This window comes from Phaeacidiphilus oryzae TH49 (genome assembly GCF_000744815.1).
GTDB classification, from domain to species: domain Bacteria; phylum Actinomycetota; class Actinomycetes; order Streptomycetales; family Streptomycetaceae; genus Phaeacidiphilus; species Phaeacidiphilus oryzae.
This window is the reverse complement of record NZ_JQMQ01000005.1, coordinates 271,967-287,180: the sequence shown is the minus strand read 5'-3', so window position 1 is coordinate 287,180 and position 15,214 is coordinate 271,967. Positions and strand designations below refer to the sequence as shown.

The following is a 15,214-nucleotide window of genomic DNA, read 5'->3' as shown; positions in this document are numbered from 1 at the left end:
GGGGGGCCGTGCGAGGGCTTGGGCGGCAGGGCCCGCTGGGGTCGCTGGGCCGACTGGGATCACCGGGCCCGCGACGACCAGGCGAAGCGCGGCGAGCGCCACGTCCCTCGCACACCGGAGAGGTGCTCCTCACCGGCTGGGGCCGGAGCACGGCGGGCCGCTCCCGCCTGGTCGCCCCGTCCGGCGCCGAGGAGCTGCGGGCACTGATCGCCGGCAAGCCCGCGGCGGGCCTGCTGGCCCGGGGTGCGGGCCTCAGCTACGGGGACGCGGCCCTGAACACGGGCGGTCTGGTGGTGGCGCCGGTCCCGAGCCCCGAGGCGCCCCGGATCGCGCTGGACGCGGCCGCCGGCACCGTCCGGGCCTGCGCTTCGGTCACCTTCGCCGAACTGCTGGCGCACACCGTCCCGCACGGCTGGCTGCCTCCGGTGCTCCCCGGGACCCGCCATCTGACGGTCGGCGGCGCGGTCGCCGCGGACGTCCACGGCAAGAACCAGTACCGGGAGGGCGCCCTGGCGAGCGGGCTGACCGCGGTCGAACTGCTGGACGGCACCGGTACGGTCCGCTCCCTCACCCCCGACCGGGAACCGGCGGCGTTCCGGGCCACCGTCGGCGGAATGGGCCTGACCGGGGTCGTCCTGGGCGCGACCCTGCGGCTGCTGCCGATCCGCAGCGCCCTGCTGCGGGTGACCACCGAGCGAGCCGCCGACCTGGACGCCCTCCTCGCCGGGCTGGCCGAGGCCGCCGAGCGCCACCGCTACGCGGTCGGCTGGATCGACGGCACGGCCGGCGGCCGGTCGCTGGGACGCGGCATCGTCGAGGCCGGCGATCACCTGCCGGCCCCCGATCCGCGCCGCGAGCCCGCCGGGATCCGGTACGCCCCGGGCCCGGTCCTCCCCGCGCCCCGGCTGCCGTTCAGCCCGGTCCGCCCGCTCACCGCCCGGGCGTTCAACGCCCTGTGGTATCGCAAGGCGCCGCCCCGCCGGGAGGGCACCGTCACCGCGTCCGCCTTCTTCCACCGGCTCGACGCGGTCGCCCACTGGAGCCGCGCCCTCGGCCCGGCCGGAATCTGGCAGTACCAGTTCGTCGTCCCGGACGCCTCTGCGCCGCTGCTGGCCCAGGTGGTCGAGGGGCTGCGCCGGGCGGGCGCGGCGACCTTCCTGGGGACCCTCAAGCGGTTCGGCGCCGGGGACGGGCATCCGCTCTCCTTCCCCCGTGCGGGCTGGTCGCTGGCGCTCGACATGCCCGCCGGGCGCCGCCATACCGCCGAGCTGCTCGACCACTTCGACCGGCAGGTCGCCGCCGCGGGCGGCCGGGTCTACCTGGCCAAGGACGCGCGGATGGACCGCGGCTGCCTCCGCGACATGTACGGCCCCCTGGAGGACTTCCAGGAGGCCCGTGCGGAACTCGACCCGCACGGGGTCTTCCGCTCCGACCTCGGCCGGCGTCTCGGGCTGTGCGGATGAGCGCGACTCCGCTTCGGCGGCCACCGCGCCGAGTGCTCCTGCTGGGCGGAACCAGCGAGATCGGCCTCGCGGTCCTGCGCGCCCTCGCGCTCGGCCCCGAGGACGAGGCGCTGCTGGCCGGGCGCGATCCGGAGCGGCTGGTCCAGGCCGGCGCGGAGCTGCCGTGCCGGGTCACGGTGCTCCCCTACGACGCCGCCGACCCGGCGGCCCACGACCGGCTCGCCGAGGAGGTCTTCGCCGCGGCGCCGCTGGACGTGGCCGTCTCCGCGGCCGGCGTCCTCCTGCCCCAGCCGGACCTCGACGCCGACCCGGCCGCCGCCGCACTCCTGGTGACCACCAATCTGACCGGCCATGTCAGCGTGCTGCTCGCGCTGGCCCGCCGGATGCGCGCCGGCCGGCACGGCGTCCTGGTGGTGCTGTCCTCGGTCGCCGCCGTCCGGCCCCGCCGCGCCAACTACGTCTACGGCGCGGCCAAGGCCGGACTGGACGCCTTCGCGCGGGGACTGCGGGACAGCCTCCACGGCAGCGGCGTCCGGCTACTGCTGGTCCGCCCCGGTTTCGTGACCGGCCGGATGACCCGGGGGATGCGGCCCGCCCCGCTGTCCGTCACCCCCGCCCAGGTCGGCGCGGCGGTGGCCACCGCCCTCACCCGCCGGACCGGCACCCTCTGGATCCCCCGCCGGCTGGCCCTGCTGGCCCTGGCCATGCGGCTGCTGCCACGGCCGCTCTGGCGCCGCCTGCCGCGGTGAGCCCGCCGGGCCCATCGGGAGGTCTCTCGGGAGGTCTCTCGGGTGTGCTCCCCGGGAGCGTCACTCCTGCTTGATGTCCGCGGCGACTATCACCCCCTGCACCACGGTGTAGGTGCCCTGGTAGACCTTGACCGATCCGTCGGTCTGGGTGGCGTACAGGACGGCGGAGACCTGGTCGGAGCCGAAGTCGTTGGTCGTGCCGAGGCTGACGCTCGCGGTGGTGGCGAAGCCGGCCACGTAGTCGGAGTATGAGGTCCCGGCGATGTTCTTCCCGCCGAGCGCCCACGCCGCCGCGTAGTTCTGGTCGTTGATGTCCTGGTAGTACTGCTCCACCACCGCGCCGGCGTTGATGTTGGCCGGCGCCGGTGTGGTGGCGGCGGCCGGCGGGCCGGTCGCCGGCGGCGCCGTCACGGTCACGGTGGGGCGCGGGGTGGGCGTCACCGTGGTGGCGGGTGGGGAGCTCGGCCGGGACGTGGCCGGGGCGGTCGTCGTGCTCGGGGGAGCCGCGTTGTGCTGTGTCGCGGCGGAGCCGCAGGCGGTCGCGCCGAGGAGGAGTGCTGCCGCGGTGGCGCCGACGGAGAGGCCGGTTCGGAGATTCATGAGGTACCCCCTGGGGGTGTGGTCCCATGCGCCCGCGCGAGCGTACTGCCATGATATGTCGCCGTTTATCGTCCTGGCGGGTCGTTACAACGTTGGAAAATCGGCGGGTGGCGCAGGGGCGCAAAGGCCGGCCCACCGGCCCTCCACTGTGGGCACGAGGCCATGGTCTTCGGGCTCCCCGATCCACCGTGGCGTGGCCGAAACCGCCCTGAGGAGGCCGAGTTCGGCCAGCCCGATCAGGGTGCGCACAGGGGGTGGACAGCGTTGTCAGAGGCGTGCTGTCATGTGGCTGCTTTCGTTTCCAACGTTGTCAGCAGCTTCTCCTCCACCCTCGCACCGACGGGCTCCGACGAAAGGTGAACCCCTGGTGAGTACCCGAAGGCATCGCAGAACCCTCCTCCGAGGACTGGCGACCGCGGTTCCGATCCTCCTCGGGGGCGCTCTCCTGGCGCCGGCCGCGATCGCCCAGGCGGAGGCTGCCGCACCGGCGGCCGTCGCGGCCCGCGCCGCCTCCACCGCCGCGACCAGCGCCGCGACCACCGCCCAAGGCCTGCGCAGTGACTGCTACCTCAGCTCCAACGGGACCGCGATGGACTTCGCCACCTACGGCGGAACCACGGTGCAGCCCTCACTGAACGTGGCAGACCTCGTCCCGGCACTCCGCGAGTGCGCCGGCACCACCACCAACGTGGCCGTCCACTGGACCGGCCTCCTGGACGTCCCGGCCGACGGCGCGTACACGTTCTACATCAAGGGCGACAACGGCTTCCGGATGTCGCTGGACGGGGCCTCCGTCATCGACCACTGGACCACCGACTGGGACGTGCAGACCCAGTCCCAGCCGGTGACCCTGACCGCCGGTCCGCACCGGCTGGCCTTCGACTACAACCAGGAGAGCGGGGGCGCCTCGATCCAGACGGAGTGGTCGGGCCCCGGCATCGCCCGGCAGCCCGTGCCGGACTCCGCCCTCCACCTTCCCGACGGGTACGCGCCCCTCATGCTGCCGAGCACCGTGGACACCACCGGCCGCAAGGCCGTTGTGGACCTCCCCGGCCCGGTGGACTCCCTCCCCGCCGACCTCACCAAGCACGTCTCGGTGATCGCCGGTGACCACCGCTGGTCGCCGACCGCGGCACTGGACCCGGCAGACCGTTCCAAGCTGGTCCTCACCGCCGCGGCCTCGGACATCCCGGCCGCCATGAAGGCGAAGGTGCGGATCGGCTATGACGGCCTGGACGGCCTGGCCACCTCCGCCGGCCCGCTCGACGTCTTCTCCAGCATCGCCCAGAACGAATCCACCTGGTATTTCGCCACCAAGTGGGCCAAGGACGTCTCCCCGTCCAACGCCCTGCCGGACTACCCGCGTCCGCAGCAGACCCGCAGGCAGTGGGCCAACCTGAACGGCACCTGGCAGTTCCAGGCCACCACGCAGGACGCCGCGCTCCCCAAGAGCAGGCTGGACGGCAGGATCCTCGTCCCCTACCCGATGGAGGCGCCCCTCTCCGGCGTCGCCGAGCACCACGACTGGTCGCTCTACCAGCGCACCTTCCAGGTCCCGCGGAGCTGGCGGATCGGCTCGGGCAACCGCCTTCACCTCAACTTCGGCGCGGTGGACTACGAGGCCTGGGTCTATGTCAACGGCCGGCCGGTGGCCCACCACCTGGGCGGCTACCAGGCGTTCACCGCCGACATCACCGAGGCCGTCAAGGGCCGCGGCACCCAGACCGTGCTGCTGAAGGTCAAGGACACCACCGGCCCCTCGCAGGCGACCGGGAAGCAGTCCTCGGACCCGAGCGGCATCTGGTACACCTCCACCTCGGGCATCTGGCAGACGGTGTGGATGGAGCCGGTCCCCGAGGAGAGCATCGACTCCCTGGTGCTCACCCCGAACCTCAAGGACGACTCGGTCGCCGTTACGGCGCGCCCCAGCGCCGGCACGAGGGCCTCCGCGCGGGTGACCGCCACGGCGTACCGGGACGGGCGGCCGATCGGCTCGGTGACCGGCGCCGCCGGCACCGCGCTCCGGCTGGCGGTCCCGCACCCCGAGCTGTGGAGCCCGGACCACCCCTTCCTCTACGACCTGAAGGTCACCCTGAACGACGGCGCCTCGCACGACAGCGTCGGCTCCTACTTCGGCATGCGGTCGATCTCGCTCGCCAAGGTCGGCGGCGTCGAGAAGATCGAGCTCAACGGCAAGCCGACCTTCCTGCTGGCCAACCTCGACCAGGGCTTCTGGCCGGACGGCATCTACACCGCGCCCACCGACGCGGCCCTGAAGTCCGACCTGCAGGCGGACAAGGAGCTCGGCTTCAACACCGTCCGCAAGCACATCAAGGTCGAGCCGGCCCGCTGGTACTACTGGGCGGACAGGCTCGGGCTGATGGTCTGGCAGGACATGCCCAGTCGCAACGCCGCCCCGGCGAGCGCCGCCGACGACGCGGAGTTCGACAAGGAGGTCCACGAGATCGTGGACCAGCACCTCAGCAGCCCCTCCATCGTCATGTGGAACATGATGAACGAGGGCTGGGGCGAGCAGAGCAAGGAGGCCACCGGCGCACTCGCCGACTCCGTCAAGGCGCAGGACCCGTCGCGCCTGGTCGACGCCCACTCCGGTGTCAACTGCTGTGCGTCGCACGGCGATTCGGGCCGGGGCGATGTGATCGACTGGCATGTCTACCACGGGCCGGCGAACCCGCAGCCGGACGCCACCCGCGCCGCCGTCGACGGCGAGCACGGCGGCTACTCGCTGACCGTCCCCGGCCACATCGCCGGCACGGCGGGCGGCCAGGACTACGGTGACGGGCCCGGCAGCATCGCCGAGATGACGCAGGCCTACGTGGACAACACGAGCCTTCTGCTGCCGAACGCCGCCACCACCCTCTCCGGCTCGGTCTTCACCCAGCTCAGCGACGTCGAGGGCGAGCTCAACGGCCTGCTGACGTACGACAGGGCGGTGATGAAGGTCGAACCCGGCCCCGTGCGGGACATCAACCGCAAGGTGATCGCGGCGGGAGCCGCGGCCGGCGGAAGCTGACGCGGACTCACCCGCGCCCACGGCTCGCGCCCACCGCCCCGGCACACCGGGCGGTGGGCGCGAGCCGTTTCCGATGTCCGGCGAGGCGGACGCCGACGCCGGCTACGGTCGCGCTCTCATCCCAGTGCTTGCGGGGGCGTTATATATGCATACGCCGATAGTTTACCCAGTGGACTAACCTGAAGGGCAGACATCCAGAAAGGAGGCCGGGGCCATGACCGCCACGGATCCTGCGCTGACCGCCTTCGCCAACGGCTGGAGCGCCCTCTCTCTGCTGCACGACAGGATCGAGACCCATGTCGAGCGCGCCCTGCAGTCCCGCCACGGGCTCAGCGTCCGCGAGTACGCGCTGCTTGACGTGCTCGGCCGGCAGCACGACGGGGAGGGCGGCCATCTGCAGATGAAGCAGGCGGCCGACGCGGTCGTGCTCAGCCAGAGCGCGACCACCCGCCTGGTCACCCGCCTCGAAGACCGCGGTCTCCTCTCCCGCTACCTGTGCCCGACGGATCGCCGCGGGATCTACGCCGACGTCACCGAGGCCGGGCGCCGGCTCCTCGCCGAGGCCCGGCCGACCAATGAGGCCGCGCTCCACGAGGCCCTCGACGAGGCCGCCCGGAATCCCGCGCTGGCCCCGCTGGTCAGGGCGGTTGAAGCGGTGGAGGCGGTTGAAGCGGTGGAGGCCGCCCCGGCGCGGCGGTGATGGCCCGGAGGGGCGCGCCCCGACCCAACCTGTGCGGGCAGGTTTAGTGCGCGCTTGCATGTATAGCGCGTCTGCAACTATTGTGAGAGCAAGCTCGAACACGCTCAAGCAAGGAAAGAAGGGTCGAGCCCATGCCTCTCGCACTCCTGGCTCTGGCCATCGGAGCCTTCGGGATCGGGACCACCGAATTCGTGATCATGGGGCTGCTGCCGCAGATCGCCGGTGACTTCGGCGTCTCCATCCCCACCGCCGGACTGCTGGTCAGCGGCTACGCGCTCGGTGTGGTCGTCGGGGCGCCGCTGATGACCGTGCTCGGCACCAGGGTCGGCCGCAAGCGGATGCTGATGCTGCTGATGGGTCTGTTCATCCTCGGCAACGTGGTCTCCGCTCTCGCCCCGAACTTCGGCCTGATGCTGGCCGGCCGGGTGATCGCCTCCCTCGCCCACGGCGCGTTCTTCGGGATCGGGTCCGTGGTCGCCGCCGGGCTGGTCGCACCGCAGAAGAAGGCCGGGGCCATCGCCCTGATGTTCACCGGACTGACCGTCGCCAACATCGTCGGTGTGCCGCTGGGTACCTTCGTCGGGCAGGCCGCCGGCTGGCGCACGACCTTCTTCATCGTCGCCGGACTCGGCGTCCTCGGGTTGCTGGGCATCGCCAGACTGGTCCCGCCGATGCCCCGGCCCGAGGGGGCTCATCTGCGGCGGGAGCTCAGCGCCTTCCGCAATCCGCAGGTGGTGCTGGCGATGGCGATGACGGTCCTCGGCTTCGGCGGGGTGTTCGCCGCGATCACCTATATCGCGCCGATGATGACGCATGTCGCGGGCTACTCGGACGGGGCCGTCACCTGGCTGCTGGTGCTGTTCGGGGTCGGGATGTTCCTGGGCAACCTGGTCGGCGGGCGGTTCGCCGACCGCAGGCTGATGCCGATGCTGTTCACCGCCCTCGGCGGACTGGCGGTCGTTCTGGTCCTGTTCAGCCTGACCGCTCACGACAAGATCCTCGCCGCGGCCACCGTCCCGCTCATCGGGGCACTGGGGTTCGCCACCGTGCCGCCGCTGCAGAAGCGGGTGCTCGACCAGGCGCACGGTGCGCCGACGCTGGCCTCGGCGGTCAACATCGGTGCCTTCAACCTCGGGAACGCGCTGTCCGCGTGGCTCGGCGGCATGGTGATCGCCGCGGGGTTCGGCTACACCTCGCCGAACTGGGTGGGCGCGGTCCTCGCCGCGGCCGCTCTCGTCCTGGCCCTCTGGTCCGCCGCGCTCGAGCGGCGCGCCGCCGGAAGCGCGGCGGTGCCGGACGTCTCCGAGGGCGAGGTCCGCGTCCCCGCCCACCACTGATCCGCAGGAGGCCCCTGCCCCTGCACACTCCTACCTCTACCCCTGCACCTGCCTCTGCCAGCCACACAGGAGAAGCGCCGCCATGAGCACCACCGCGACCACCCCCCTCGCCACCGCCGACGCCGAAGCACTGATCGAAGCCGCCCGCCGGGCCGCCGAGACGGCCGGGGTCCCGGTGAGCGTCACCGTCCTGGACGCCGGCGGGAACCTCCTCGCCTTCCGCCGCGACGACCGCGCCGTCCTGATCTCCGGGGAGACCAGCACCCGCAAGGCCTACACCGCCCTGCAGCTGGACGCGCCGACGGCCGACCTGGTCGACCTGGTCAAGCCGGACGGACCGTTCCACTCCCTGCCCACCGCGCTCGACCGCCCGCTGCTGTTCATCGCCGGCGGACGCCCGCTCCATCGCGACGGCCGCCTGATCGGCGCGGTCGGCGTAGGCGGCGGGACGCCCGCTCAGGACGACGGTTTCGCGCGCGCGGCCGTCGAGGAGCTCGGCGGCTCCTGACGCGAGCCGTATGCCGGTGGCGGGGCGGCGGCGGCCGGAGGCCCGCCGCTCAGCGGATGCCGGTGGTGGCCACCCCCTGGGTGATCTGGCGCTGGAAGATCAGGAAGACGGCGATCAGCGGCAGGAACCCGAGCACAGAGGAGGCCATCACCTCGGCGTACTGGATGTTGCTGTTGTTCACCAGGGAGGCCAGGCCGACCGGGATGGTCTGCGACTTGGTCTGGTTGAGCGCCAGCAGCGGCCACAGGAAGGCGTTCCAGGAGCTGATGAAGGTCAGGATGGCCACCGTCGCCGCGGCGGGCCGGCTGATCGGCATGCAGACCGAGGCGTAGACCTTCCACCAGCTCGCCCCGTCGATCCGGGCCGCCTCGATCAGCGGGGTCGGGATGGACCGGAAGAAGGCGTGGAAGACGAAGACCGACACCGGTGCCGCGACCGTGGGCAGCACCAGCGCCCAGTAGGTGCCGAGCAGGTGGAGCGCGCGGAACTCGACGAACTGCGGCAGCACCAGCGCCTCGGTCGGCAGCATCAGCCCGGCCGTGACCAGCGCCAGGATCACCGAGCGGCCGCGGAAGCGGAGGAAGACCAGCGCGAAGCCGGCCATCGAGCAGAAGCCGACGGTGAGGACCACCGCGAGGGTCGCGATGATCAGGCTGTTCAGATACCACCAGCCGATCGGGTAGTTGCCCACCGCGAACGAGTACGCGTGGAAGGACCAGCCGCCGGCGAAGGGGGAGGTGGGGTTCTGGGTGATCGAGCCGTCCGAGCGCAGCGAGGTGGCGAGCGCCCAGAAGAACGGCACCAGCCAGATCAGGGCGAACAGCGTCAGGCAGACCGCGCACAGGCGGTTGAAGAGCTTCGCTCCGTCGACGCCGCCTCTGCGCGGGGCCTGGACCTGCTGGGCCCCGACGCCCGGCGCGGTGGTGTAGGTGGTGGTCACGCTGTCCTCCGCTCAGGCCGCACTGCTGGTCGTGCGCCACTTGCGCAGCCCGTACCAGGCTGCGCTGACGGCGACGATGATGAGGAAGTAGACGAGGGTCGCCGCGGCGCCGTAGCCGCCGCGGTAGGAGGTGAAGCCGGTGTCGTAGATGTACTCGATGACCGGCCGGGTGGACTGGTTGGGACCGCCGCCGAGCAGCAGGTAGATCTGGTCGAAGACCTTGAGCGAGGCCAGGATCTGCAGGATCAGCACCAGGCTGGTGGTCGGCGCCAGCATCGGCACGGTGATCATCCGGATCTGCTGCCAGGGCCCCGCCCCGTCCAGGGCGGCAGCCTCGTAGAGGTCGCCGGGGATGTCCTGGAGGGCCGCGGTGTACAGCACGAAGTTGAAGCCGAAGGTCCACCAGAGGGTCATCAGCACCACGGCGGTCCAGCCGCCGGGGGTGCTGCCGAGGAAGTCGGGCACCGGCAGTCCCAGCGCCGAGAAGACCTTGGGGAAGAGGCCGATCTGCGGGGTGTACATCCACAGGAAGATCAGCGCGACCACGGACGAGGGGACGACGTACGGCGCGAAGAACGCGATCCGGTAGAAGACCCGGCCGCGCCGCATCCGTCCGGCCAGCACCGCCGCGGCCAGCGCCAGGACGACCAGCGGCGGGGTGGTGAACAGGGTGAAGAGCACCGAGTGCCACATGGCCTGCCAGAACAGCGGATCCTGGCACACCTTGGCGTAGTTGGACCAGCCGACGAAGGAGCCCAGGCCGTTCTTGACCGTGGTGGTGTTGAAGAAGCTCAGCACGATGCCGACCAGCAGCGGGCCGACCAGGAAGAGCAGGTAGACGATCATGAAGGGTGCGCTGAGCAGCACCCCGGCCCGCCGTTCGGATCTCGGCGTCCGGGCCGGTCCACTGCGCACGAGGGGTTCGGGGGCCGATCGCGGTACGGCGACGGTCGTCATGGGTCAGCCTCCTACTTCATCGTGACCGGCGGTCGGGCGGTGGTGTAGCGCTTGAGGTCCGCGCGGATCGCGGCGGTGGCGTGCCGGGGACTGATCCCGCCGCCGAGGGCCTCGATGATGGTGGCTCCCACGGTGTTCTGGAAGTCCGAGCCCGCGCCGGTGTACCACGCGGACGGGTCGTACTGGGCGTTGAAGGCGGCCTGCACGTAGTTGCGTTGCGGCGACTGGCTCAGGAACGCCTTGCTGCGCTGGGTCGGCAGCCAGGCCGGGACGTGCCCGCCGTGCGCCCACACGGCGCTGTCGTCGAGGAGGCTCTTGATGAACCGGGCGGCGTTGGCGGTGCGGGCCGCCGAGCGCTGGGGGTCGTGCGGGATCACCAGGGCGTGGGAGTCGGCGTAGGCCACCGGCCGGGGGCCGAGGAGCGCGGGGAAGGGGACGACGTTGAAGTTCAGGCCCTTCACCAGCCGGTAGGAGGGGATCTGCCATTCTCCGTCGAAGAGGAAGCCCGCCTTCCCCGTGCTGAACAGGGCGTTGGCGCCGGAGCCGTTGAGCTCCTTGGGCATCAGGCCGGCCTTGGTCAGGCTCTGGACGAAGGCGAAGGACTCCTCCATGGCCGCGTCGTCGATGGAGATCCGTGTGCCCGAGTCGGTGACGATCGGTCCGGCCAGGCCGGAGTAGACCATGCTGAAGTACCGCCAGGCGGTGGAGGGGTCCGCGGTGATCGACATGACCGCGCCGTACTGGCCGCTGGCCTCCTTCATCGCCTTGACCGCGTCCAGGAACTGCGCGGCGCCCTTCATCGGCTTCAGCCCGTCGCCGGCGGCGTTGAGCAGGCCGGCCTTGCGGGCCAGATCGGCGTTGTAGAAGAGGACGAAGGGGTGGGTGTCCAGCGGGGCGGCGTAGACGGTGCCGTCGAGGGTGGCCTTCTGCCAGGCGGCCGGGGTGAAGTGGTCCGCGGTGACGCCGAGTTCGGGCAGGCCGGTCCGGTCGATGGGGGTGAGGAGACCGGAGGCGGCGAGGAGGGGCAGCCGGGAGAGGTGGGTGATGCCCACGTCGGGCGGTGTGCCGCTGGCCGTCGCCAGTGCGAGCTTGGTGTAGTACGGGTTGCCCCAGCCGAGGATGGTGGCCTCGACGGTGACACCCGGGTGGGTCCTGCGGAAGTCCTGCTCCATCAGCACCATGTTGGCGCCGTCGCCGCCGGTGAACAGGTTCCAGAAGATGACATCCGCGGTGTTCGGCTGGGCGCCGACCAGGCCGGAGGCCAGCGGTGTCGAGCACGCCGCCAGCCCGGCGGTCAGCGCGAGGCCGCCGCCTAGGCCCAGGAACCGCCGCCGCGCCATGGTTCCGCTCATGGGGGCATCCACCTCGTTACTGCGATGTGAACCGGATGGCGGGAACATTGGCACACAGTTTGCATCGATGCAATAGCCGAGAAGGAACCGTGTAACAGCTGATATCGAGGGGGAGGGCGGCGGCTGGGCGCAGGGCTGCGGGGGAGGGGGCGGAAGCGAGGGTTCGCGCGGTGGCGGGGTGGGGGCGGCAGGGTGTCGCGGTGTCGGTGGCCGCGTGGGAGCAGGGGAGGCTCGGCCGCGCGCCCCGGGCGTTCCGTTCAGTCCTGCCGGCGTGCGTGCCGCGAGGATTCGCGGACGACCAGCCGGAACGGCGCCGGCGTCTGCGCGCTGCCGATCCGCTCGGCCTCGGTCGTCTCGGCCGCCTGGGCCGCCTGGGCCGCCTGGCCGGCGTTGCCCGCCCCGCCGGTCCCGCCGCCGGGCGCACCATGGCGTCCGGCCTGCTCCTCCAGCAGGGTGAGCGCCCGCTCCGCGATGACGTCCAGGTCAGGGGCGACCGAGGTGAGCGGCGGGTGGGCGTAGGCCGCCTCCTGCACGTCGTCGATCGAGGCCACCGCGATCTCCTCCGGGACCCGCACCCCGACCGCGTCCAGGGCCCGCAGGGCGCCGATGGCCAGCGCGTCGTTGTAGGCGAAGACGCCGTCCGGCAGCGGTCCGCCCTCTCCGTCCAGCAGCTTGCGGACCGTCTCGTGGCCCTGCCGGCGGGTCCAGTCCTGGACGGGGACGATCAGCTGGTTCGCCGGGCGGATCCGGGCGGCCGCCATGGCCTCCCGGTAGCCCTCGGTGCGCTGCCGCCCGTTCTCGCTGCCGTTGCTGCCCAGCGCCACGATCCGGCGGCAGCCCTGCTCCAGCAGGTGGTCCACCACCGTGCGGGCGGCGGCGACGTTGTCGATGCCGACCCGGGGGAACCGGTCGCCGACGCCGTGCTCGCCGAGGAGGACCAGCGGGAAGTCGGGGGCGGAGGAGGAGCCGGAAGCCGCGTCCTCGGGCACGGTCAGCGCGCTGAGCAGCACCCCGTCGGCCACGTTGGTCAACCCGCCGGCGATGATCCTGCGCTCCACCTCGGCGTCGCCGTCGGTGGACTCCACCAGCACGGTCAGACCCCGGCGGGCCGCGGCCCGGACGACCGCCTGGGCCAGCTCGGCGAAGTACGGTTCGGCCAGGAAGGGCACGGCCAGGGCGATGAACCCGGTGCGGCCGGAGCGAAGACCGCGGGCCAGGTAGTCCATCTGGTAGCCGAGTTCGTCCAGCGAGCGCTGCACCTTGGCCCGGGTGGCGGCGCTGACGTGCGCATAGCCGCTGACCACGTTGGACACCGTCCGCACCGAGACGCCGGCGTGCTCCGCCACGTCCCGCATTCGCACCTTGGCCACCAGCGCCCCACCTCCTGCCCGACGAAGCGGCTCTTGCATCGTTGCAAACGATCGCTCATGATGAACCCACTGCTCATCACCAGCGGCGTCTCATCCTATACGAGCACGCCTGCCGATCCCCCTTGATCCGTATCCCCGAAGGCGTCTGCCGGTTCGGCAGGAGGAGGCACACATGAACGCGAGCCAGCAGGACGGCGGCTATCCGCGCCCGATGCTGCGCCGGGAGGACTGGACCAGCCTGGACGGCGTGTGGGAGTTCGGCTACGACGACGCCGACGTCGGGGAGCGCGAAGCCTGGTACGCGCTCCCCGGCGAGTCGGGGGAATCCAGCGAACCCGGCGGACTCGGCGAACCCGGCGGACCCGGTGTCGCGGGCAAGCCCTTCGACCGCGAGATCACCGTGCCCTTCCCGCCCGAGGCCCCGGCCTCCGGCATCGGCGAGACCGCGCCGCACCGCGTCGTCTGGTACCGCCGCCGGGTGCCGCACTCCGTGCTGGCCGCATTGCCGGGCGAGACCGGCGGCTCGGGGGAGCGGACGCTGATCCACTTCGGCGCCGTCGACCACCGCGCGCGGGTCTGGCTCGACGGGCGACTGGTGGCCGAACACGTCGGCGGCCAGAGCCCGTTCAGCGCGGACGTCACCGACGTCCTGGCGCCCGGCGCCGAGGAGCACTTGCTCGTGGTGCGCGCCGAGGACGACCCCGCCGACCTGGCCCAGCCGCGCGGCAAGCAGGACTGGCAGGAGCGCCCGCACGCCGTCTGGTACGAGCGCACCACCGGAATCTGGCAGACCGTCTGGGTCGAGACCGTGCCCGCCCAGCGCATCGCCGAACTGCAGTGGACGCCCGACCCGAAGCGCGGGGTGCTGGCCGAGATCACCCTCGCCCGGGTCCCTGAGGAGCCGGTGGAGATCGAGATCTCCCTGCGGCACGGCGAACGGCTCCTCGCCCGCGCCGGCGCGGTCACCGCCACTCCGCGCGCCCGGATCGAGGTGCTGATTCCGGCCCTCGCCAACGGCATCGACCGCGAGGAACTGCTGTGGCGCCCGGAGACCCCGACCCTGCTGGACGCCAGGGTCGTCCTGCGTGATGCGAACGGTACCGGCGGCGACGGTGGCGACGGCGGCGACGGCACCCTGGACGCGGTGGACAGCTACGTCGGCCTGCGCAGCGCCGGCGTCGGCAAGGGCGCCTTCCTCCTCAACGACCGCCCCTACTTCGTGCGTTCGGTCCTCAACCAGGGCTACCGCCCCGCGACCCTGCTGGCCAACCGCGGCACCGACGAACTGCGCCGCGAGGTCGAGCTGATCAAGGAGATGGGCTTCAACGCGGTCCGTATCCACCAGAAGGCGGAGGATCCGCGCTTCCTCTACTGGGCCGACCGCCTCGGCCTGCTGGTGTGGGGGGAGACCGGCGCGGCCTACGAGTTCGGCGCGCACGCGGTGGAGCTCCTCACCCGCGAATGGCTGGACCTGGTGCGCCGCGACCGCGGCCACCCCTCCCTCGTCACCTGGGTCCCCGTCAACGAGAGCTGGGGAGCCTCGGACATCCCCGCCGACCCGGCGCAGCGCGACTACACCGTGGCCCTGGCCAACCTGACCCGGGCCGTCGACCCCAGCCGCCCGGTGGTCTCGAACGAGGGCTGGGAGCACGCGGACAGCGACATCCTCGGCGTCCACGACTACAGCGGCGACCCGGCCGTACTCGCCGCCCGGTACGGGGACCCGGCCGCGTTCGACCGCCTGCTGGCCGGTCCCGGACCGCAGGGCCGGCGGCTCTCGGTCACCCGCGCGCAGACCGAACGGTACGCGGCCGGCGAAGCACCGCTCATGGTCACCGAGTTCGGCGGACTCTCGCTCCGCGCGGAGGACGACGCCTTCTCCTACACCCGCACCGGCTCGGACGAGCAGTACCGCGAGCTGCTGCGCGGTCTGTTCGCCGCGCTCCGGGACAGCCCGCTGGTCGCCGGGTTCTGCTACACCCAGTTCATGGACACCGCCCAGGAGACCAACGGACTCCTCTTCGACGACGGGACGCCGAAGCTCCCGATGGACACCATCCACGAGATCGTCACCGGCACCCGCCCTCGGCAGTAAGGGTCGACTGCGGCGGGGCGACTGCGGCGGGTCGACTGCGGCGGGGCGGACAGGGCGTGCAGAAGCTGATCCGGCTGCCCCGTCCCCCCGACGCAGCCGGATCAGGTCG

General features: G+C 72.2%; 12 protein-coding genes. 7 read left to right on the top strand and 5 right to left on the bottom strand.

The window, feature by feature from the left end; translation table 11 throughout:
* The first annotated feature begins 122 nt into the window (after positions 1-122).
* Both BS73_RS05560 and BS73_RS05555 read left to right on the top strand, forming a co-directional pair.
* Positions 123-1,463, top strand: a complete 1,341-nt coding sequence (locus tag BS73_RS05560; RefSeq protein ID WP_037570162.1) for an FAD-binding protein — start codon at positions 123-125, stop codon at positions 1,461-1,463.
* Entirely contained in the window at positions 1,460-2,212 is a 753-nt protein-coding gene (locus BS73_RS05555; RefSeq protein WP_051941330.1) for an SDR family NAD(P)-dependent oxidoreductase, read from the top strand. The genes BS73_RS05560 and BS73_RS05555 overlap by 4 nt, the downstream gene beginning before the upstream one ends.
* A 60-nt stretch (positions 2,213-2,272) precedes the next feature.
* On the opposite strand, the gene BS73_RS38100 is transcribed toward BS73_RS05555, so the two are convergent.
* The gene (locus BS73_RS38100) at positions 2,273-2,812 is read right to left on the bottom strand and encodes a hypothetical protein (protein ID WP_051939501.1); all 540 of its coding nucleotides are present in this window, start codon (positions 2,810-2,812) and stop codon (positions 2,273-2,275) included.
* Between the two features lie 367 nt (positions 2,813-3,179).
* Between BS73_RS38100 and BS73_RS05545 the strand changes: the two genes are divergently transcribed.
* The 4 genes from BS73_RS05545 to BS73_RS05530 all read left to right on the top strand — a co-directional run bounded on the left by BS73_RS05545 (position 3,180) and on the right by BS73_RS05530 (position 8,391).
* Positions 3,180-5,846, top strand: coding sequence for a glycoside hydrolase family 2 (locus tag BS73_RS05545; protein ID WP_037570157.1), 2,667 nt, complete (start codon positions 3,180-3,182; stop codon positions 5,844-5,846).
* A 214-nt stretch (positions 5,847-6,060) separates the two neighbouring features.
* Positions 6,061-6,546: a MarR family winged helix-turn-helix transcriptional regulator gene (locus tag BS73_RS05540; protein WP_037570154.1), complete on the top strand. Its 486-nt coding sequence runs from the start codon at positions 6,061-6,063 to the stop codon at positions 6,544-6,546.
* 131 nt (positions 6,547-6,677) lie between these two features.
* Positions 6,678-7,883 carry an MFS transporter gene (locus BS73_RS05535; protein ID WP_037570153.1) on the top strand — a complete coding sequence of 402 codons (1,206 nt, stop codon included), beginning with the start codon at positions 6,678-6,680 and terminating at the stop codon, positions 7,881-7,883.
* Positions 7,884-7,965: 82 nt separating this feature from the next.
* Entirely contained in the window at positions 7,966-8,391 is a 426-nt protein-coding gene (locus tag BS73_RS05530; protein WP_037570152.1) for a GlcG/HbpS family heme-binding protein, read from the top strand.
* Between the two features lie 49 nt (positions 8,392-8,440).
* Here the strand turns inward: BS73_RS05530 and BS73_RS05525 are convergent, their stop codons facing one another.
* From BS73_RS05525 to BS73_RS05510, 4 genes are all read right to left on the bottom strand, one after another.
* Complete coding sequence (locus BS73_RS05525) at positions 8,441-9,331, bottom strand: carbohydrate ABC transporter permease (RefSeq protein WP_037570151.1); 891 nt, start codon at positions 9,329-9,331, stop codon at positions 8,441-8,443.
* Positions 9,332-9,343: 12 nt separating this feature from the next.
* The gene (locus tag BS73_RS05520; RefSeq protein ID WP_037570150.1) at positions 9,344-10,288 is read right to left on the bottom strand and encodes a carbohydrate ABC transporter permease; all 945 of its coding nucleotides are present in this window, start codon (positions 10,286-10,288) and stop codon (positions 9,344-9,346) included.
* An 11-nt stretch (positions 10,289-10,299) separates the two neighbouring features.
* Complete coding sequence (locus BS73_RS05515; protein ID WP_235215316.1) at positions 10,300-11,640, bottom strand: extracellular solute-binding protein; 1,341 nt, start codon at positions 11,638-11,640, stop codon at positions 10,300-10,302.
* A gap of 257 nt (positions 11,641-11,897) precedes the next feature.
* Entirely contained in the window at positions 11,898-13,010 is a 1,113-nt protein-coding gene (locus BS73_RS05510) for a LacI family DNA-binding transcriptional regulator (protein WP_235215315.1), read from the bottom strand.
* A 172-nt stretch (positions 13,011-13,182) separates the two neighbouring features.
* Here BS73_RS05510 and BS73_RS05505 point away from each other — a divergent pair, with 172 nt between their 5' ends.
* Positions 13,183-15,105 (top strand): glycoside hydrolase family 2 protein, encoded by a 1,923-nt coding sequence (locus BS73_RS05505; protein ID WP_037570148.1) that lies wholly within the window; start codon positions 13,183-13,185, stop codon positions 15,103-15,105.
* The last annotated feature ends 109 nt before the right edge of the window (positions 15,106-15,214 follow it).